At 62.5% G+C, this 19,164-nt stretch carries 16 protein-coding genes; 5 read left to right on the forward strand and 11 right to left on the reverse strand.

Going from position 1 to position 19,164, the window contains the following annotated elements:
- Positions 1 to 2: 2 nt before the first annotated feature.
- From B208_RS0102955 to B208_RS0102980, 6 genes are all read right to left on the reverse strand, one after another.
- On the reverse strand, positions 3 to 1,178 hold the full coding sequence (locus tag B208_RS0102955) for an ABC transporter substrate-binding protein (protein ID WP_007982926.1): 1,176 nt from the start codon (positions 1,176 to 1,178) through the stop codon (positions 3 to 5).
- A gap of 109 nt (positions 1,179 to 1,287) precedes the next feature.
- On the reverse strand, positions 1,288 to 2,484 hold the full coding sequence (locus B208_RS0102960) for a hypothetical protein (protein ID WP_007982923.1): 1,197 nt from the start codon (positions 2,482 to 2,484) through the stop codon (positions 1,288 to 1,290).
- 84 nt (positions 2,485 to 2,568) lie between these two features.
- Positions 2,569 to 3,249 carry a phosphoglycolate phosphatase gene (locus B208_RS0102965; RefSeq protein WP_007982921.1) on the reverse strand — a complete coding sequence of 227 codons (681 nt, stop codon included), beginning with the start codon at positions 3,247 to 3,249 and terminating at the stop codon, positions 2,569 to 2,571.
- 153 nt (positions 3,250 to 3,402) lie between these two features.
- Entirely contained in the window at positions 3,403 to 4,524 is a 1,122-nt protein-coding gene (locus B208_RS0102970; RefSeq protein WP_007982919.1) for a hypothetical protein, read from the reverse strand.
- 1 nt (position 4,525) lies between these two features.
- Positions 4,526 to 6,070: a glycerol kinase GlpK gene (gene glpK, locus B208_RS0102975; RefSeq protein ID WP_007982916.1), complete on the reverse strand. Its 1,545-nt coding sequence runs from the start codon at positions 6,068 to 6,070 to the stop codon at positions 4,526 to 4,528.
- Positions 6,071 to 6,264: 194 nt separating this feature from the next.
- Positions 6,265 to 7,404, reverse strand: coding sequence for a Cdc6/Cdc18 family protein (locus B208_RS0102980; RefSeq protein WP_007982914.1), 1,140 nt, complete (start codon positions 7,402 to 7,404; stop codon positions 6,265 to 6,267).
- A gap of 183 nt (positions 7,405 to 7,587) precedes the next feature.
- Between B208_RS0102980 and glpA the strand changes: the two genes are divergently transcribed.
- From glpA to B208_RS0102995, 3 genes are read left to right on the forward strand one after another with little or no spacing between them, the layout of a single operon-like run.
- The gene (glpA, locus tag B208_RS0102985) at positions 7,588 to 9,255 is read left to right on the forward strand and encodes an anaerobic glycerol-3-phosphate dehydrogenase subunit GlpA (protein WP_007982912.1); all 1,668 of its coding nucleotides are present in this window, start codon (positions 7,588 to 7,590) and stop codon (positions 9,253 to 9,255) included.
- Positions 9,245 to 10,525, forward strand: a complete 1,281-nt coding sequence (gene glpB, locus B208_RS0102990) for a glycerol-3-phosphate dehydrogenase subunit GlpB (protein ID WP_007982911.1) — start codon at positions 9,245 to 9,247, stop codon at positions 10,523 to 10,525. The genes glpA and glpB overlap by 11 nt, the downstream gene beginning before the upstream one ends.
- Positions 10,522 to 11,850, forward strand: coding sequence for an anaerobic glycerol-3-phosphate dehydrogenase subunit C (locus tag B208_RS0102995; RefSeq protein ID WP_007982910.1), 1,329 nt, complete (start codon positions 10,522 to 10,524; stop codon positions 11,848 to 11,850). The genes glpB and B208_RS0102995 overlap by 4 nt, the downstream gene beginning before the upstream one ends.
- Here B208_RS0102995 and B208_RS0103000 read toward each other — a convergent pair.
- On the reverse strand, positions 11,843 to 12,514 hold the full coding sequence (locus tag B208_RS0103000) for a hypothetical protein (protein WP_007982909.1): 672 nt from the start codon (positions 12,512 to 12,514) through the stop codon (positions 11,843 to 11,845). The two genes, B208_RS0102995 and B208_RS0103000, sit on opposite strands and share 8 nt — an antisense overlap.
- Positions 12,515 to 12,666: 152 nt before the next feature.
- Here B208_RS0103000 and B208_RS0103005 point away from each other — a divergent pair, with 152 nt between their 5' ends.
- Positions 12,667 to 12,978 carry an HVO_A0114 family putative DNA-binding protein gene (locus tag B208_RS0103005; RefSeq protein ID WP_007982908.1) on the forward strand — a complete coding sequence of 104 codons (312 nt, stop codon included), beginning with the start codon at positions 12,667 to 12,669 and terminating at the stop codon, positions 12,976 to 12,978.
- Here B208_RS0103005 and B208_RS23705 read toward each other — a convergent pair.
- From B208_RS23705 to B208_RS0103015, 3 genes are all read right to left on the reverse strand, one after another.
- Positions 12,959 to 13,075 carry a rubrerythrin-like domain-containing protein gene (locus B208_RS23705; protein WP_139025542.1) on the reverse strand — a complete coding sequence of 39 codons (117 nt, stop codon included), beginning with the start codon at positions 13,073 to 13,075 and terminating at the stop codon, positions 12,959 to 12,961. The genes B208_RS0103005 and B208_RS23705 overlap by 20 nt on opposite strands.
- A gap of 59 nt (positions 13,076 to 13,134) precedes the next feature.
- On the reverse strand, positions 13,135 to 14,067 hold the full coding sequence (locus B208_RS0103010) for a DUF368 domain-containing protein (protein WP_007982907.1): 933 nt from the start codon (positions 14,065 to 14,067) through the stop codon (positions 13,135 to 13,137).
- A 177-nt stretch (positions 14,068 to 14,244) separates the two neighbouring features.
- The gene (locus B208_RS0103015; protein ID WP_007982906.1) at positions 14,245 to 17,310 is read right to left on the reverse strand and encodes an oligosaccharyl transferase, archaeosortase A system-associated; all 3,066 of its coding nucleotides are present in this window, start codon (positions 17,308 to 17,310) and stop codon (positions 14,245 to 14,247) included.
- A gap of 181 nt (positions 17,311 to 17,491) precedes the next feature.
- Between B208_RS0103015 and B208_RS0103020 the strand changes: the two genes are divergently transcribed.
- Positions 17,492 to 18,406, forward strand: coding sequence for an alkaline phosphatase family protein (locus B208_RS0103020; protein ID WP_018128694.1), 915 nt, complete (start codon positions 17,492 to 17,494; stop codon positions 18,404 to 18,406).
- 15 nt (positions 18,407 to 18,421) lie between these two features.
- Here the strand turns inward: B208_RS0103020 and B208_RS0103025 are convergent, their stop codons facing one another.
- Complete coding sequence (locus B208_RS0103025; RefSeq protein WP_018128695.1) at positions 18,422 to 19,126, reverse strand: xenobiotic acyltransferase family protein; 705 nt, start codon at positions 19,124 to 19,126, stop codon at positions 18,422 to 18,424.
- Between the last annotated feature and the right edge of the window lie 38 nt (positions 19,127 to 19,164).

Genomic DNA, 19,164 nt, shown 5'->3' on the forward strand with positions numbered 1-19,164 from the left:
GATTATAACACTCCCACCTCGCGCATCAGCTTCAGCGTCGGTTGCACGTTCGAGAGCTTCGAGAGGTCTATTTCCGGCGGCTGAAGCTCTTCGATGGGGGGCAGTCCGCCGACCGGTTTCACGCCCGAAATCATGGGATAGCCGAGCGTGACCGTGGCGAAGAACTCCTGCGCCTCCGAGGAGAGCAGGTGAAGGGCGAAGTTGCCAGCGAGTTCCTTTTGATCCGTTCCTTGGATTATCTCCGCGCCGGAGACGTTCACCAGCGCGCCCGCGTCGTTCTTCGTGAACGCGAGGTCGATGGGGGCGTCGGGCCGTTGGGACTGCACGCGGAGCGCGTAGTAGTGGTTGGCGAACCCGGCTCCGATTTCGCCGTCGGCGACGGCGTTCGAGACGAGGAACTCGTCCTTGTACTCCGTGACGCCCTGTTTTTGCATCCCCTTCAGCCACGCTTTCGTCTTCTTCTCGCCGTCGAGCACGCGCATGGCGGTGACGAAGGACTGGAACGCGCCGTAACTCGGTGCCCAGCCCATCACGTTCTTGAACTGCTGTTGGTCGGGGAGCGCGAAGATGCTGTCAGGGATGTCCGACTTCGAGAACTTGTCCGTGTTGTACGGAATCGTTCGGGCGCGGCCCTCGATGCCGACCCAACTGTCCTTGGGACCGCGGTAGTGTTCGGGAACCTTCGTCAGCACGTTCTGGGGGAGGGCGGTCGTCGCGCCGCTGTCGGCGACGACGCCGAGGGACCCGGCGTCGATGGAGAGAAACAGGTCGGCCCTGCTTCCGCTTCCCTTGTTCTCCTCGATGATGGTGTTGGCGAGGGAGGCGGAACTGTCCGTCTTGACGAGGATGTCGAGGTCGGGATACCGACCGTCGATGTAGTCGATGAGACGCTGGTACAGTCCGCCCTCGCCGCCGCCGAGGTAGAGGGTGAGTTTCCCCGAGAGGTCGGGCATGTCGTCCATCGACGTGCCACCGGGTTTCGGGCGGTCCTCGACGAGGGGACCGGACCCCATGATGTCGCTCTCGTTCACGTCCGCCGTATCGTTACCGTTCCCACCGGTCCCCGGCAGCGACGTGCATCCCGCGAGTCCGAAAACGGTCGCTGCCGCCGTCGAGGCCAGAACCGAACGCCGACCGACCCCCCTTCGGTCGGCACTATCGGCACCGTTGTCGCTCATAACTAGAATTAGGCTCGCCTAAAACGTTTATACCTGCCGGTTCAGGGGCGGTTCCTCGACGAACGCGGGTGGAAAAAACGACGGATGACCCGACGAACGGGACGTCGTGTCAGTCGTCCGCCGGGACGGGCGCCCGGACGGATTCGAGCGCGTCGAGGCAGTCCAACCAATCGTGCATGTATTTACCGACGAAGGTTAAAAACTCGCCGTTTTCGTATTCGGACCAGTCGCCCGCGACGAGTTCGTCGGCCATCGACTCGAAGACGGCGGCGTAGGCGTCCGCGTCGTTCCACCGTCCCGCCGCGTCACCCGTCTCCCAGTTTTCGGGCACGGCGTCGTCGATTATCTTCCACAGGTGTTCGTTCAGTTCCAACCCGGCGACCTCGTTCTGTAGGTCGCCGAACGTCGAGCGCGGTGCTTTGTTGTGCTCACAGAGCGGGCCGCCGTTGTATATCCGCGCGCCGAGGAGGTCACAGGCGCGTTTGAGGAAGACGCCGCTCCAGATGTCGTCGAACCGTCCGACGTCCCACGGGTTGTCGTCCATGGGCAGTTGGTAGAACGCCGGGACGACCTCCCGGCGGAACGCGAGGTTCATCGAGCAGACCGTGAGGTAGTCGCCGGGTGCGGCCACGAAGTCATCCTCGAAATCCGCCGCGGTCGTGCGGGTCCGGGCCTGTCCCTGTAAGTCGCCGTCCATCAAGATTCGAACCGCGTCCAAGTCGGGGACGTTCGTCCAGAGTCCTTGCGAGGCGACGACGTTCGAGACGGTGGTTTCCGTCGTCTCGATTTCCTCGTCCATCGCGGAATAGGGGTAGCCGCGCGGGTACAGTCCGTGCTCGTCGGCGCTCTGATAGAGGACGTTCACCCATCGCTCGTCGGACGAGATTTCCTCGATTTCGCCGTCGAACCGGAGGTTTCGGAGGTGCCGACCGAAGAAGTCGTCATCGGGGTGCGGGAGCGTGTCGTCGTCGATGAAAAATCCGTAGTCGAATTCGCCCGCCCAGAGGTAGAGCAGGCCGAAACTCGTCTGGGCGTGGCTGGCGTCGGGAATCAGGTGACCGAACTCGGTGATTCCGTGCGCTTCGAACCACGCCTCGCGTCGCGCGCCGTCGAAGACCTCGCCGGAGACGCCCGCCGAATCGAGCATCGCCGCCATCGCGTCGGTGTCACAGAAATCCTCCGTGACGAGCACGACGTGCAGTCGGTCGAGGTCGAAGCCGTGCTCCCGAGCGTTCTCGAAGTACGCCCGCATACACTCGTACTCCCGAATCGTCGGGACGACGACGCAGATGTCGGCTTCGGTCATTGTGCCTCTTGTCCTGAATGGTTTAGGCATGCCTAAAAGGTTGTCTATCTCGTCCGTGGCGACGTTCCGACCGATTCCGACGGCTCACTCGTCGGACCGCTCGCGTATCTCCTCCAGAATCGAAATCGTGCCCGTCGAGTACGACTCTTCGACGACCGTTCCGGCGGCGCGTTTGGCCTTCTCGTCGGCGTTCGCCACCGCGTAGCTCTCGCCGACGACGCCGAAGGTGGAGACGTCGTTTTCCGAATCGCCGACGGCGACAAACTCCTCCGGGTCGCGGCCGAGCAGTTCGGCGACGGATTTGATGCCCATGCCTTTGCTGACGCCCGAGGATTTGACGTGGTAGGCGAACCCCGTGTCCACGACCTCCTGACCGTACTCGCTGGCGAGTTCGGAGAGCGGGCCGAGCGGTTGGTCGCGTCGGACGGCGATTTCGGTCTCGCGCCAGCGGTTGGTCAGGTCGCTTTTCCCCCACCCGAGTTCGTAGCCCGCCTCCTCGTACGCGTTTGCGACGCGCCGTGCGGCGTCGCCGTCGCCGTTTCGCGTGATGTCGTCGTCCACGAGGACGATGCCGCCGTTCTCGGCGATGACGAGTTCGGGAATCTGCAGGAAGTGACAGAGGGAGACGGGATAGGGAAACGCCTTCCCGGTGGCGATGACGACCGGGGCGTCCCACCGGGGGAGGAGGTCGAAGAATCGCGGGTCGATGGAGTCGTCCGGGCGGGTCATCGTGCCGTCGATGTCGAGAACGAGGGGCGGAACCATGCCGGGGATTCGTCGGTTCGGCACTTAGTTTCGGCGTTGCACTTTCGCCGTCTCGGACGCACGCGAAGGCGCTCCGGTGGCGTCGCTCGTCGTCGGAATTCGATGAAAAGAATCGGTGTCGAAAACGGTAACTCGGAAAAACGGGCTCCCGGATTACAGCGCCGGGACCCACGCGCTCTGCGGGAAGACGCCGAGCATGGCGCACACCGCGACGAGGAACGTGCCGAAGACGATGGACGCGGCCGGGGGGTCCATGTGCGTGTCGGCGTGGGAGTAGAACACGCGCTGGAACGCCTCGCCGAATAGGGCGCAGACGAGGCCGAAGACGGCACCCACGGCGAGCGCGGTCAGGAGCGGAATCTCGGCCTGAATCGCGGCCGGGGAAGCCGTCAAGATGTTCATGCTCGCCGGGGCGAGCGCCAGCGCGGCGGTGCTCGCGGGCAGACTCATGTGGTGGGTGACGGGCATCTTCTCGACGCCGCAGTTCAGGAAGACGAGGCTGGCCGCGCTGATTCCGAACGCGAGGAACGGACTACCCGTCTCGTAGGCCGTGTACGCGCCGAGTATCCCGACGACGATGCCGAGCGTCGCCACGTTGACCCACTTGTACTGGTGGGGAAGCCACGGTTCGACGAGGAACCGGCCGCTCGCCGTCCCGCCGTCGGCTTTCGCGGACCCGCCGTCCGCCGTCGCCGCGTCGCCGATGACGCGGCGTTCCTCGGACTCGAACGGGGACATGTTCAGAAGGCCCTGTTTGGCGTTGCCGATGATGCTGTAGCCGAACGCGAGTCGGTGGAGCACGGCCGAGAGGACGACGCCCATCGCGATGGGGTCGTAGGGCATCCCGTAAATCGAGGACAGCTGGGTGAACCAGTAGCCGAAGATACCGAAGACGCCGCCGACCACGAGCACGTCGGGTTTCGTCCCCAGCGAGAACGAGATGTTCTTCGCCTCGTGGAAGTCGAAGCCGGTGTCCATGTAGCCGCGCTTCGCGGCGTAGGCGGCCGCGGCCGCACCAGCCGCGAAACTGATGGCGGGCGAGAAGACGGGACCGAATGCGATGGTCCCCGTGATTCCCAACGCGCCGAGTTCGCTCGCTTTCCCCGGACCGGCGGCGGCGACGTAGCGTCCAACGACGTTCGCCGCTTCCCCGGCGATGACCATGAAGCCGGTGAAGATGAACGCCGGGAGCGCGCCGACCGCCGCGCCGAACGCGCCGCCAGCGAAGGCGGCGATGAGCATCTCGAGGGCCCAGAGTGATTCGAGGTTCGCCATCTCAGGCACCACCTTCGCTCGCCCAGTCGAGCGACCGCTCGACCGCGTCCTGCCAGCGGCCGTACTTCTCGTCGGCTTCGTCGCTCGCCATGTTCACCTCGAACTCGCGGTCAACCTGCCAGTTGTTCCGGAGTTCGTCCACCGTTTCCCAGTACCCGACGGCGAGTCCGGCGGCGTAGGCAGACCCGAGCGCCGTCGTCTCGTCCACCACGGGGCGAACGATGTCCGTCCCTAGAATGTCGGACTGCAACTGACAGAGGAAGTTGTTCTTCACCGCGCCGCCGTCAACGCGGAGGGATTCGACTTCGATGCCGCTGTCGGCCTCCATCGCCTCGGCCACGTCGCGGGTCTGGTAGGCGATGGATTCGAGCGTCGCCCGAACGACGTGTTCCTTCCGCGTTCCGCGGGTCATCCCGACGAGGGTGCCGCGAGCGCGCTGGTTCCAGTGGGGCGCGCCGAGGCCGGTGAACGCCGGAACCATGTACACGCCGTCCGTCGAATCGACGCTTCTGGCGAGGTTCTCGGTCTTCGCCGCGTCGTCGATGAGGTCCATGTCCACGAGCCATTCGATAGCCGCGCCGGTGACGAAGATGGAGCCTTCGAGTGCGTACTGTACGGGTTCGCCCGAGCGCTGGAAGCCGACCGTCGTGAGGAGGCCGTGTTCGCTCTCGACGGCCTCGTTACCCGTGTTGAGGAGGAAGAAACTGCCCGTCCCGTAGGTGTTCTTGGCGTCCCCGGCGTCGAAGCAGGTCTGGCCGAACAGCGCCGCCTGCTGGTCGCCGAGCGCTCCCGCGACGGGGATTTCGGCACCCAAAAAGCCCTCCGGGTCGGTCGAACCGTAGGTCTCGTCGTCGCTCGACGGACGGACCTCGGGCAACATCTCGCGCGGGACCCGGAACTCCTCGCAGAGGCCGCCGTCCCAGTCCATCTCGTGGATGTCGAACAGCATCGTCCGCGAGGCGTTCGTCACGTCCGTGATGTGCTCGCCCGTCAGGTTGTATATCAACCACGAGTCGATGGTTCCGAACAGGATTTCGCCGGTCTCGGCGCGGTCGCGCAAGTCCGCCGGGCGAGCGCGCTGGGTCTTGATGGGTTCGGCGTTGTCGAGCAGCCATTCGGCTTTCGTCGCCGCGAAGTACGCGTCCGGTTGGAGTCCCGTCTTGGCTCGAACCGCGTCGGCTTTGCCGTCCTCCTCCAGTCGTTCGATGCGGTCGGTCGTTCGGCGGTCCTGCCAGACGATGGCGTTGTGGACCGGTTTGCCGGTCTCCGCGTCCCACAGCAGGGTCGTCTCGCGCTGGTTGGTGACGCCGAGCGCGGCGAGTTGGTCGGCTTCGATGCCCGCCTCCGCGAGCGCGGATTCGATGACCGACTGCGTGTTCTCCCAGATTTCGAGCGGGTCGTGTTCCACCCATCCGGGTTCCGGGTATATCTGTTCGTGTTTTTCGTAGGCGTTCGCGACCACCGTCCCGGCGTGGTCGAACACCATGAATCGAGTGCCTGTCGTTCCTTGGTCGATAGAGCCGACGTAGGTTTCGTTCGTTTTCATTGGGGTAGCCTCCGTGCGATTGCTGCTGAATGACCGGTACCATTCAGTGTGGCCCGCCCATTTTTACTGGTTCAGGGCCATTGGCTGTAAACATCAAACACTTTCATTATAAAAGTTCCCCCTTCAACGATGACTCATCGGGGTCGAAAGCGGAAATCCTCGCCAACGTTCCCGTCGAGACGCTCTAAAACTCGTCAATCTTCGTGGAGTGCGCGGAACACGAGCGTCGGAAACCGTGGTTCGAGTCTGCTCGGTTGTCGTCCGCTCCGCCGCCCGTTTCTGGTCGTGATCCGTTCGAGAACGCCCGCTTCCGCCAGTTCGTAGAGGTAACGGGTGACGGTGCCGGGGGAGAGGTCCGTCTCGGTGGCGATGGCGGCGGCGCTGGATTCGACCGACGTTCGCGCGTCGGTGTCGAGTTCGAGCAGTTCGGCGAGGACGCGACGACGGTTCTCGGGGAGGGAAAGGACGATACCGAGCGAAACCCCGTCGCGCGGAACCGCGTCCATCGCCGCCTCCAGATACTCGTCCAGAATCCTGTCGGCGTCGGCATCGACCGCGAGCGTCACCGCGCCGAACAGCGCCGCGAGGGCGTCGTGGGCGTCGCCCTCGGCCCACTCCGCGATGGTCTTCACTCGCGCGTGGTCGAGGATGCCCTGTCGCAATCCGCGCGACGCACGCTCCGTAACGACGTCGGTGAGTTCGTGCGTGCTGTAGGCCGGTATTTCGAGCGCGTGTTCTTCCCTGCCGCGGGTTCTCCCGACGGTGAGCACGGAGAGCGACCCGCTCATGTCCTCGAACAGCGCGGTCACCTCTTCGGCGGCGAGCGTTTCGTCCTCGCCCACGTGGTCCACCGCGACGACGACCTTGTTCGAACGACTCACGGCCGTCGCCAACTTCCGTTGCAGGACGCCGGTGCCGACGCCACGCTCGGGCACGTGGTCGTCGGTGAGCGAGTCGAGAACGGTGCGATACAGTCGGAACGCCGTACTCGCCGTCCGTGCGTCGATGTACACGAAGTCGAAGCCGTCTTCGTCGACGGCCCGCGTGGTTGTCAGTATCGTCCCGCGTTCGGGGGACAGTTGCGTTGCGAGTTGACTGAACAGCGCGGAGACGAGCGCGGATTTTCCGGCTCCGGGCGGGCCGTAGAGATGAACGTTCGGCGGAAGATGCCCGGAGAAGAGGGGGTCGAGCGCGTCGAGCAATCGCTCCAAGGTCGAACCGCGTCCGACCGGATTCGAGACGTGTGTCACCGGACTGAGTGCACTCCACTCGACGACGAGGTTGGCGGCGGGCGGTGTCGCCCGTCGTCGCTCGATGCGCTCACCAATGTCCATTATCGCGGTCTAACCGGTCGGATATAGATAACAGTTGTCTCTCCGCTGTAGCGTTGGGGGGCTTCGACCGGACCGCTTCGTGCGTATCCGGCCACTATCCCCGCTGTCAACGGCCGTTCCGTATTTTATCTATACTACCCTCCTTGGCGGTAAACTAAAGTGCGTTCCAACTAACCCACATCCATGGCAACTGACGCCGATGTGCTCGTCGTCGGGGGTGGTTCGACGGGCACGGGCATCGCCCGGGACCTCGCAATGCGGGGACTCGACGTGACGTTGGTCGAGAAGGGAAATCTCACCCACGGGACGACGGGCCGAATGCACGGCCTGCTCCACAGCGGCGGCCGATACGCCGTCTCCGACCAAGCCAGCGCCGAGGAGTGTATCGAGGAGAATCGCGTCCTTCGGGACATCGCCAGTCACTGCGTCGAGATGACCGGCGGGCAGTTCGTCCAGTTGGAGGGCGATTCCGACGACTACTTCGAGGAGAAGTTAGAGGGCTGTCGGGACTGTGGCATCCCGGCCGAGGAGTTGACCGCGCGGGAGGCCCGCGAACAGGAACCCTACCTCACCGAGGACGTAAAGCGCGCCATTTCTGTCCCCGACGGGGCCATCGACCCGTTCCGGCTTTGCGTCGCCAACGCGGCCGACGCCGAGATGCACGGGGCGCGAATCGAGACGCACGCTGAAGTGACGGACGTGCTGGTCGAGGGAAGCGACGTGACCGGCGTCGAAGTGCGCCACGCGAGCGGGCCGGGCAAGCGGGACCACGCGAAACCCGGAACGACCGAGGAGATTCGCGCCGAATACGTCGTCAACGCGACGGGCGCGTGGGCCGGACAACTCGGCGACATGGCGGGCGTCGACGTCGAAGTCCGTCCGTCGAAGGGTGCGATGGTGGTGATGAACTGCCGACAGGTGGATACCGTCATCAACCACTGCCGTCCGAAAGGCGACGCCGACATCATCGTTCCCCACGAGACGACGGCGATTCTCGGGACCACGGACGAGGAGGTAGACGACCCGGAGAACTACCCCGAGGAAGGCTGGGAAGTCGATATGATGATAGACGAGTTGTCGAACCTCGTCCCCATCCTTCGGGACTCCCGAACGATTCGCTCGTTCTGGGGCGTCCGGCCGCTCTACGAACCGCCGGGGACGGGGACGACCGACCCGACGGACATCACCCGCGACTTCTTCCTGCTGGACCACGAGGAGCGCGACGACCTCGGCGGCATGGCGAGCATCGTCGGCGGCAAGTTCACCACGTACCGGATGATGGCCGAGCAGATTTCGGACCACGTGTGCGACAAACTCGGCGTCAGGGCGACCTGCCACACCGCAGACGAACCGCTCCCCGGAAGCCACGATTTTACCCTCCTGCACGACTACATGGAGGAATTCGGGCTTCGGTCCCCCATCGGACGGCGGAGCGTCCAGCGACTCGGCAGTCGGGCCGAAGGCGTGCTCACGAGCACCGACCCGAACCCCGTCATCTGCGAGTGCGAGGCCGTCACCCGCGCGGAGATTCAGGACGCGATAGAGGGTGCGGGAACCGATTTGAACTCGGTTCGCATCCGCACCCGTGCCTCGATGGGCAACTGTCAGGGCGGCATCTGCTGTCAGCGCATGGCGAGCGAACTCCACCCGGAGTACGACGAACCAACCGCCCGCGACGCGCTGGACGAACTGTTTCAGGAGCGCTGGAAGGGCGAACGGCACGGTCTCTGGGGCGAACAGCTCTCGCAGGCCGCGCTGAACTACGCGCTTCACGCGACCACCATGAACCGCGACGGGGACACCGAAAACATCGATTTCGCGGCGTTCGACGGGGGTAACCGTGGCGATTGAGGACGACGTTGTGGTCGTCGGCGGCGGCATCGCCGGGATGGCGACCGCGCTTTCCGCCGCCCGCGAGGGCGCGCAGGTCAGACTCCTCTCGCACAAGGAGAGTACCCTCCGGCACGCGAGCGGTCTCATCGACGTGCTGGGGTACGCCGACGGACTGGTGGCGGACCCGTTCGAGGCCATCTCCGGGCTTCCCGAAGAGCACCCCTACCGAACCGTCGGCGAGGAGGGAATCCGAGACGGTCTCGACCTCCTCGATTCCGTGACCGACTACGCGGGCGGCCACACCGACAGGAACGCCCTCGTGCCGACGTTCGGCGGGCGAATCAAACCGACGGCGCGGTATCCCAAAACCAGCGCCAGCGGACTGGCGAGCGACGACCGGGACTCCCTGTTGGTCGGCTTCGAGACGGTGGTCGATTTCGACGCGCCGTTGGCGGCCGAGCGACTGTCGGCGGACGTGCCGTTCGACGCGCGCGGCGTCACCGTCGCGTTCCTCGGCGACTTTCGGACCGACGCCCGAATCACCCGACTCGCTCACGCGCTGGACGAAAACGAGCGAATCGAACGGACGCGAAACGGGATTTCGACGTCCCTGCCCGCCCGAACCGCACTCGCCGAACGGGTTAAACCCCACCTCGGCGACGCGGAACGCGTCGGGTTCCCCGCGATGCTCGGCGAGGAACGACCCGGCGAGGTGATAGCGTCACTGGAAGCCGAACTGGGGGCGGACGTGTTCGAGGTGCCGATGGGTCCGCCGAGCCTTCCCGGCATGCGCCTCGAAACCGCGTTCCACGACGCCCTCAAAGACGAAGGCGTGCGAACCACGTCCGGGAATCCCGTCGTGGATTTCGAAGGGGGCGACGAACTCGAAGCCGTCGTCGTGGAGCGAAACGGCGCGGAAATCCCGTTTTACGGCGACCAGTTCGTGCTGGCGACGGGCGGCTTGGTCGGCAAGGGAATCGATTCGACGCGCGAGCGCGTGTCCGAGCCAATTTTCGACTGTCACGTCCCCGCGCCCGAGGACCGGTACGACTGGTCGGACCCCGAGGCGTTCGGCGAGCACTCCTTCGCCCGATTCGGGGTGGAAACCGACGACGAACTGCGGGTGCTCGACGCGGACGGCGAACCGGAATTCGACAACCTTCGCGCCGCCGGTGGCGTTCTCGGCGGCTACGATTTCGCGGCGGAGAAGTCAGGTAGCGGCGTCTCGCTCTCGACCGGCGTCGTGGCGGGACGGATTGCGAGCGAACAGGTGAATGTGAATCCATGAGTGAGAAGCAAGCAGACCGACGAGACGCGGCAGAACTCCGAGACGTGTTTACAGGCGAACCGCTCGACCTCAGACCGGGGTCCGACGACTGCTATAAATGCTCGACGTGCGACACGGAGTGTCCCGTCGCCGAAGTGGACGACGACTTCCCCGGACCGAAGTTCCAAGGTCCCGAGCAGTGGCGACTCAAGCGCAAGGAGGACCAGGACATCGACGACTCCATCATGTCGTGTTCGAACTGCATGCGCTGTGATAGCGTCTGTCCCTCCGACGTGCCGCTCTCCGGGATGCACAACACGGCTCGCGGGGAGTACGTGGAAGAAGAGATGTCGAAGTTCTCGCGGGAGTACATCCGCAACCGAATTCTGGCGAACTACGGCCGACTCGCGCCGCTCGGCGCGAAGTTCCCCCGCCTCGCCAACTTCGTGATGGGTCTCTCGGTGACGAAGACGGTCTACGAGAAACTCCTCGGCATCGCGGGAGAACGCGAGTTCCCCGCCTTCGCCGAGCAGACGTTCACCGACTGGTGGGAGGAGCGAGGCGGCAACGCCGCCTCGAAAAAGCGAGCGGAGCGCAACCGGGGCGAAGAAGAGTCGGACGACAAGCGCGTCGCCTACTTCCACGGCGACTACTCGAACTTCAATACGCCAGAGGTCGCAAAGTCGATGGTCCGCGTGTACGAGGAGTTCGGCTACGAAGTCGTCGTGCCCGAACAGCGCTGTTCGGGGACGCCGATGTTCGCCAACGGCATGCTGGACGATGCGAAGCGCGCCGCGAAGTTCAACATCGAGACGTTCGCCGCGCTGGTCGAACAAGGGTACGACGTCATCTGCTCGTGTACCTCCTGTTCGATGGCGCTCCGGCAGGAGTACCCCGAACTCTACTCGTTCGACGGCACCGCGAAGGTCGCCGCGAACACCTACGAGGCCCTCGAATTCCTCCGCATCAACGAGGACTTGGACGGCGCGCTCGCGGACGCCTCCGTCCCGGAATCCGAGTTCGGCTCGCTCGCCTACCACGCGCCCTGCCACGCCAGAAATCAGGGACTCGACGGGCAGGCCGTCGAACTGCTGTCGGCGCTCGACGGCACCGACCCGGTGGACGTCGGCGACTCCTGTTCCGGCATCAGCGGCACCTACGGCTGGAAGGAGGAGAAGTACGACACGTCGATGAAAATCGGCGAGGAGATGTTCGAACACATGGAGGACACGGAGGGCGAGACGGGCATGACCGAGTGTCCGACCTGCGCGATGCAGATGAATCACGGGACGGGCTACGATATCCGCCACCCGCTCGAAGTGCTGGACGCGGCGCTGGTCAGTTGAATTCGCGCTGAACTCGTTCGGCCATTTTTCCCGCGTCGGTCGTCTCCCCCGTGGCAGCCGTTTCTTCCGCGATGTCCCGTGAACGGCGTTCGATGTGCTCACCCACCTCGGCCAGCAACTCGTCGGGACGGTCGTTCGCGTAGTATCGAATCGATTCTCCGCTCGTCAGTTCGAGGCGCACGTACGGTTTCTCGTACTGTATCGAAGAGAGCCACTCGTAGCGTATCTCGGTCGCTTCGTCCTTCGAATACGGAACTCGTGCCACCATATCGACGCCGACGCCCTCGTGGAACGTGACCGCCTCGTCGCCGACGAAGACGGTCGTGGTGAAGTAGCGTTCGTCGGGCGTCACGAACAGGGACGCGCCGGAACTGTAGTTCAGCGTGTACGTCGATTCGTGGGGCGTCGTTCCCGCCACGGTTCGACGCACCTGCTTCGTGTACTCCGCGTAGGGGTCGAGCAGGGTCCAGTACGACCGGTCTATCTCCTTCGTCCCGAGATACCAGAGGCCGAGTCCGCTGGTGAGTCCGACGAGGTAGCCGATGCCCGTTCCGGTCGTCGCGCCGAAGAGAATCGAGAGTACGACAGCGAGCGCGACGCCCATTTCGAACCGCCACCCGAGCCACCAGAGGAACGTGCTCACGTCCCCTATCGTGTCGTCCATTCTTTTCGTGACCGGATTACGTTCTCGCCGATTGAATAGTTTCGTATCCGACCGGAATCGAATCGATGATTCGCGGGCTCTATCGATGTCACTGTCCCTCACAGTAGCGCTTCGAAGGAACGCTTTAGCCCGGCGGGTTGTTGTGTTCAGGCGTGTTCGATACTCTCCACAGCGAACTCGAACTGATAGAGCGGGCGCTCGGGACCCTCCTGCTCGTCTCCGAACACGGACCTATCGGGATTCGGCGCCTGTCGCGTATCACCGAACGAGAACACCACGAAATCCGCGCCGCCCTCAAACTCCTCGAAGAGGAGGGGTACGTCGAATCGACGCCCGACGGAGCGACGAAAAACCCCGAAGCCCAGACGTTTCTCGCCGGGCTAGACGACGATATCGACGACATGACGGCACGCATCGACGCGCTCCCCTCTCGATCGACGGTGCCTACTCGCGCGGAACGCTGACGTTCCGCATCTCCGAATCGCAGTCCGGACACTCCCCGGGGTGCTGAAGCGCGCTCACCCGCTTGCCGCAGTTCTCACATTCGTACGTTGCAGTCATCTCGGAGACCCTATGCCATGCAGTAAGTTAACAGTAGTTATTGTCGGAAAATCGAACGGTCAGTAGTCCAAATCGTCGGTGGTGTGGTCGAGCAACAGCACCGCGCCGCCGCCGACGAGGATGGCGACGAGCGCCCCGCCGATGACCGTCGGCGTCCACGCGAACGTCGACGCCGCGACCGTCTTCTCGACGGGGAAGCGAAGCGCTCCGACCATCAGGCTGACGAGGAAGGTCAACGTCGCCGCTCGGTAGTGCTCCAGTGCCCACGCGACGACCTTCGAAATAGTCAACAGCCCGACGAGGGCACCGACCATGAACGTCACGACGACGATTCCCGGCGTGACGACGGCCGCGACGGACCCGCCGTCAGCGAGTCCGACGAGCGCGTCCTTGACTCCGTGCAGACTTTCCGAGAGGTAGTTGTACTGACCGAGGAGCATGAGGATGAGCGCCCCGGACACGCCCGGGAGGATCATCGCACTGATGGCGACCATCCCGGTCACGAAGACGAGCGGGAGGGGCGTCGCACCGGTCGCCGATTCGGTCGCACCGGCTATCAGGAAGGCGACGGCGAAGCCAGCGATGGCGGCACCGACCTGCCCCGGCGTGCTCACCGACACCTCGTCGTAGAGGACGATGGCCGACGCGGCGATGAGTCCGAAGAAGAAGCCGTACAGCAGGACGGGATGCTGTTCACTTCCCCACGTGACCAGTCCCGTCACCGCCACGACCGCCGTTGCGATTCCCGCACCGAGTGCGAGCAGAAACGGGATGTCCATCTCGGAAAGGATTCGGCGGGCGTTCGCGCGTTCGTCGGGGTCGTACGCTCGGAGGATGTTCAGCACGATTCGCGGGTCGAACGACGCGACGGCCGAGATGAGTCGTTCGTAGATGCCCGTAATGAGGGCTATCGTCCCGCCGGAGACGCCGGGGACCGCATCGGCGGACCCCATGCAGACGCCTTTCAGGTAGACAGTCAGCAGGCCACGCATTGCACCCGGGTTTCCGGTCGAATCAAAAAACGATTCCCATCCGCGGTCGACGCCAGCAGGCTCTCGCTCGTCACCAGTCACGCCCGGCACTACGGGCCACTCGAATATGAGAATGTGGGCTGGCGGGGTGGAATCAAGCGAACGGAAAAACGAAATCGAAACCGCAACCGACGCGCTTCAGTCGCGGCGCGCCACGACCATCGCGGCCGCGAACGTGCCGACCAGACCGGCGCGGGTTGACGGTGCGGCGGGACTCGGCAGCGAACTGCTGTTCGTCGAGTCGTTGGCTCCGACGGTGCCGTTTCCGGCCGTCGTATTCCCGCTCGTCGAGTTACCGGCGTTCGCCGGACCTGACGAGGAGTTGCCGGTGGAGTTGTTCGCGCCGCCGACCGGAAGCGTCTGCTGTTGGTCCACGGAGACGGTCACCGGGTTCGTGTTCTCGCCGATGACTTGGCCTTCCGTGACCTGTGCCGTCGCGTTTTTGAACGTGATGCCGTCGTCGCCGAACGTCTTCGGCGTCGAGAACTCGTAGGGACCGACCGCACGAACGCTGACGTTCGTGTAGCCTTTCTCCGTGCCCCACTTCTCGTAGCCGGTCGTGGAGTACGGAAGCGTCATCGTGAACGTCCCGTCATCGTCGGTTTTGGCCTGCTGGGTGTAGGTGAACGTGCCACCGTCGGGGGAGTTCATCTTCACCGAGGCGGTGATGGTCGTATCTGCCGGGCCGGTTCCCTGCACCGTCGCGCCGGGGACGCGTTCGAACGTCTTCACCCACGCGGGCGAGGTGCGCAGGAAGTCCTGTCCCGAGGCACCGCCCTGCTGGAGCAACTGTAGTCGCTGACTCAGCACCTGATAGTGCGAGTAGACGCTCGTGGACTGCGACTTGCTCTCCTTGACGACGCGGTAGTGTTGGAGCGCCGGAATCCGCTCGCTCGGATACGGGCCGATGCCGCCGATTTGCGAGCTTCCGTCCTTTGCGACGAACTCACGCGCCTCTTTCATCGTGTCGAACGTCCGAACGACGGTTTCGTTCGGACCCTGCGGATTCTGCTTGTACGTTATCTGCTGGCCGTTCTGCGTCCCGGTGCCGACGTCCCAGTCGAGGACGATGGGTTTCGGTTCGACTGAACTACCGCCGTACTTGTACAGACGGACCATCTGCGTCTCGTAGTACGCCTGTTTGTGCTGGACGACGTAGTTGCCCTGACCGCCGACCAGGATGTAGTCCATGAACGTCGATTGCGAGACGTTCTCGTTGAACACCGTCGGCGCGAAGAACTTGACGTTGCCCTGTCGGCCCTTCGTTTCGACCATCTTCCAATCGACCATCACGTAGCGCGTCTCCTCGTTCTTGTCGCCGAGCGAGTCGAGGACGGCGTTCGCCTGCGACTCGTTCTGTGCGAGGAGGTAGTTTGCGGCCGTGGTTGCACCCTCCTGGAACGGGTTCGCGTTGGGGATGCGCTCCCCGTTTACCGTAATCCAGTGACCGTAGTCCCACCACGACATGACGCCGTACGACCCGTCAGGATAGTCGAAGTCGCCGTCGTCTTGGGTGTACGTGCCGTAGTAGTTCATCGAGTTTCCGGCACCGCCCAAATTACCTTCCTGTGGGGTGTTCTCCTGCATCCACTGCAGGGAACCCTCCCACTGGGTGACCGAACCGGGGCCGGTGTTGTTCCCGACCGTCTGTGCGGTGTACGTCTGCGTACCGCTGACTTGGACGGGGACGACGAGCGCCGGGACGACGAGCATAACGACGAAGACCACCGCGAGTACCTGATACGCCTCGACGTTCCGAATCGTCTCGCTGGCCGAGTCGCCGATACCGACGAACCCGAGTACCCACCCGAGCAGGTAGGCGTTCAGCACCGCGACCGGAACCGCGAGGTAGTAGTTGAAGCGTACCTGCGTGAACGCCGCGGCCACGATGAACGCCGACCAGACGAGCACGAGGAACTTCTCCCCCTCGTGTTCGTCCGCCGATAGCGCGCGCCAGACCATCACCAACGCGCCGACGATCGCCGTGAAGAACATCAGGCCGTACTGCGGAACGACGGCCGCCGTGAGCGATTGGCCACCGTTCAAGAACGGTTTCGCTTCGCCGATGGTTCGCTGTGCCGCGCCCGCATTGAATCCGACGAACCGAACGAGATTGTTCTGAATCAGGTTAAAGAGGTTCGGCAGGGCGACGTAGACGCCGAGCGCGCCGACCACGAGAATGCCGAAGATGGCGACCGGGTAGCCGGTCGTCATGAGGTCCCGGTCGTCCCATTCGCGTGCCAGCCACGCCATGAATCCCGAACCGACGGCGATGGCGAACGCCATGAGCGGTTGCAGGAGCGAGAACTTCGTCGCGCTGAATGTGGCGGTTCCGAACGGCACGAGAAGGAGAAGCCCCGTGACGCTCATGCTGACCGACGCGACGAACGCGAGGTGATCTGGACTGACACCGCGCACGTAATCCGCGGTCAGCTTCAGCAGGAAGAACACGCCGAAGATACCGATGAGGAGCACGCCCGGTGGCCACACCCACAGATAGAGAGCGGTTGCGATTCCCGCGAGAATGCCGTAGCCGAGGGGCCGTCTCACCGCCGCGAAGTCGCGGTCCGCGAGCAGTTCGAAGACCGGACGCTCCCGTTCCGCGACCGAGACGGCGACCATCATCGCCAAGACGGCGAACGCTTGGAAGAACGGCTCGACGATGTTGTGGTCCGAGAAGCCGACCAGTCCTCGGTTGAGGAAGACGCCCGGAATGAGTGCCAACACGAGAACGCCGAAGAGACCGCCGAGTCGGCCGCTCAACCGCTTCCCGATGAGGTAGGTCGGGACGGCGACGAGCGTGCCGAACACCGCCGGTGCGACCAGCAGCGTTAGTGCGACCGTTTTTTGCGATGGATCGCCCAATCCGACGATCAGTGCCACTGTGGCGACGATCTGGTCGTAGAGCGTGCCGAATTGTCCGACGCTCGTTCCGAACGGATAGTACGTCCACGGGTCGAACGGCATCGTCGCGGGCCAGTGACTGACTGTATACTGTACCTGTCTAAGGTGATACCACGCGTCGTTACCTGAGAAGAACACTTCGCCGTTCCTGACGAAGTTGTCGTAGGACTGCAACCGAACCCACAACATGAATCCCAGCAACACCGCGAGTACGGGGACGTGGTACCAATCTTCTATCTGGTCGAGGACTGAATCGGTAGGAGTGGAGGAGTCCTCGACCTGTTCGGTGCCTTGGCTCATCGAATGAAAGGTTCGGCAAAGTGGGGATAAGCCTTATGATAGTATAGCGGGAGAACCGTATACTCGCTGTTTCGCTTCGACAGAGCGGCTTGTTCCTGATTAGAACAGTATCGATTGAAGCCATATAAAGAGCCGTTCAGCATATCGCTTGATTAATGACTGATGTGTCTGTGGCAGACATATGAGCGTTATTGACTGGGTAGTAGAATCCAAGAACCGAATAGCTCGGGACGGACTCGTTTCCGGTCTTACTGAAAGTAGCTATAAATTCTATATCGGTGCCGCAGGTCGACTTGACTGGATCGCATCTGGAACGCCGATTTACGAGCGGGATTGGGACGTGTTGATAATTCTCGATGCTTGTCGTGCAGATCTGATGGCACAATCGATTTCGGACTATACTTTCCTCGAATCGTTCGAAACGATCACCTCAGTTGGTTCGACTTCGGAAGAGTGGATGGAAAAGAATTTCACCGAAACCTACGGCAGGGAAATGTCCGAGACGGTTCATGTGACCTCAAATCTCTACTCCGAATCGAAACTCGACCCAAACGCGTTCGCGGAACTCGACGAAGTATGGCGATATGGATGGGACGAAGAACTACGGACAATACCCGCGCGTGCCGTCACTGACCGAGCGATACATCACGGACGAAATAGCGACTTTGATCGGCTGATCGTCCATTATATGCAACCGCATTATCCATTCATTCCAAATCCGGATATCGGATCCGGTATGCGAGCCGACGAATCCGAACCAAGCGTGTGGAAGCAACTTCGTGACGGGGCTGTCACGAAGGGAACCGTCTGGGATGCTTATAAAGCGAATCTCCACTATGTTCTCGACGATCTCGAACTACTTCTGACGAATCTCGACGCCGAACGGGTCATCGTTTCTGCTGACCACGGAAACAGTTTCGGGAAGTTCGGGATCTATGGTCATCCTGGTGGTGTACCGCTTCAGTGTCTACGAACTGTTCCATGGGTCGTCACTGAAGCATCCGATTCCGGCGAGTACGAGCCAGAAGGAAAAGAGGAAGCAATCGAGCAATCGATGAATGAAAGGCTTTCCGCGTTAGGGTATGCCGAAAGGTGAACTGTAGAATTGGTGCTATCGTACTAACGATTGGAGATCGTCTACCGTCCGTAAATCCGTCTGAAAAAACTCTCGGTTGCGCTGTATCTTCTGCTCGCTCCACTCCCACCACTTCTCCTCTAGCAATTGTTCTCTGATATGTTCGGAAAATCTCCATTTCTTGTGTTGTGCTGGAACCCCGGCGACGACTGAATACGGTTCCACATCGTCTGTCACGATAGAGCCCGCTCCGATAACGGCCCCACTCCCGATTTCAACATCCGAAAGGATGATCGATTCTGTCCCAATCCAGACATCGCTTCCGATGACTATGGGTCCGTTTGTCACTTCCTCCAGTCGATCATCAAGCTTCTCACGATAAAACCGCATTTGGATTCCCGGATTATGCATGAGGTGGTTGCGTCCTTGGAATGTGACTCTCCGTGCAATGGCGCAATATTTTCCAATTTGGACGGTGCCGATTACCTCGTTCCTGTCGACTAAATTCGTCCCATCCTCTATCGTTACCTTCCCGTCAAGCGTTGTGTTTGAACCGATCCGAACTTCATCTCCTAGAGAGATGTCTCCTTGTATCTTACACCCTCTCCCGATGTCAACATTTTCTCCTGCTTGGATCGATGTTTCTACCGGCGCGAGATCCAGTAATGCTCTGATATATTTGGAATAGGTCGTATATTCTAGCACTGTGTGACCCCACGAATATAGCTTAGAATGATTCATGTGTGTCAGTCTATAGAACGGGTGGTAATAACGTTTCC

This window comes from Haladaptatus paucihalophilus DX253 (genome assembly GCF_000376445.1).
GTDB classification, from domain to species: Archaea; Halobacteriota; Halobacteria; order Halobacteriales; family Haladaptataceae; genus Haladaptatus; species Haladaptatus paucihalophilus.

Coding starts and splice junctions, on each gene's coding strand:
- B208_RS0103020 (WP_018128694.1), top strand. CDS start 17,492: ATGAGCGTTATTGACTGGGTAGTAGAATCCAAGAACCGAATAGCTCGG.
- B208_RS0102970 (WP_007982919.1), bottom strand. CDS start 4,524: ATGGCGAACCTCGAATCACTCTGGGCCCTCGAGATGCTCATCGCCGCC.
- B208_RS0103000 (WP_007982909.1), bottom strand. CDS start 12,514: ATGGACGACACGATAGGGGACGTGAGCACGTTCCTCTGGTGGCTCGGG.
- B208_RS0102980 (WP_007982914.1), bottom strand. CDS start 7,404: ATGGACATTGGTGAGCGCATCGAGCGACGACGGGCGACACCGCCCGCC.
- B208_RS23705 (WP_139025542.1), bottom strand. CDS start 13,075: ATGACTGCAACGTACGAATGTGAGAACTGCGGCAAGCGGGTGAGCGCG.
- glpA (WP_007982912.1), top strand. CDS start 7,588: ATGGCAACTGACGCCGATGTGCTCGTCGTCGGGGGTGGTTCGACGGGC.
- B208_RS0102995 (WP_007982910.1), top strand. CDS start 10,522: ATGAGTGAGAAGCAAGCAGACCGACGAGACGCGGCAGAACTCCGAGAC.
- B208_RS0103010 (WP_007982907.1), bottom strand. CDS start 14,067: ATGCGTGGCCTGCTGACTGTCTACCTGAAAGGCGTCTGCATGGGGTCC.
- B208_RS0102965 (WP_007982921.1), bottom strand. CDS start 3,249: ATGGTTCCGCCCCTCGTTCTCGACATCGACGGCACGATGACCCGCCCG.
- B208_RS0103025 (WP_018128695.1), bottom strand. CDS start 19,126: ATGAATCATTCTAAGCTATATTCGTGGGGTCACACAGTGCTAGAATAT.
- B208_RS0102955 (WP_007982926.1), bottom strand. CDS start 1,178: ATGAGCGACAACGGTGCCGATAGTGCCGACCGAAGGGGGGTCGGTCGG.
- B208_RS0102960 (WP_007982923.1), bottom strand. CDS start 2,484: ATGACCGAAGCCGACATCTGCGTCGTCGTCCCGACGATTCGGGAGTAC.
- glpK (WP_007982916.1), bottom strand. CDS start 6,070: ATGAAAACGAACGAAACCTACGTCGGCTCTATCGACCAAGGAACGACA.
- B208_RS0103015 (WP_007982906.1), bottom strand. CDS start 17,310: ATGAGCCAAGGCACCGAACAGGTCGAGGACTCCTCCACTCCTACCGAT.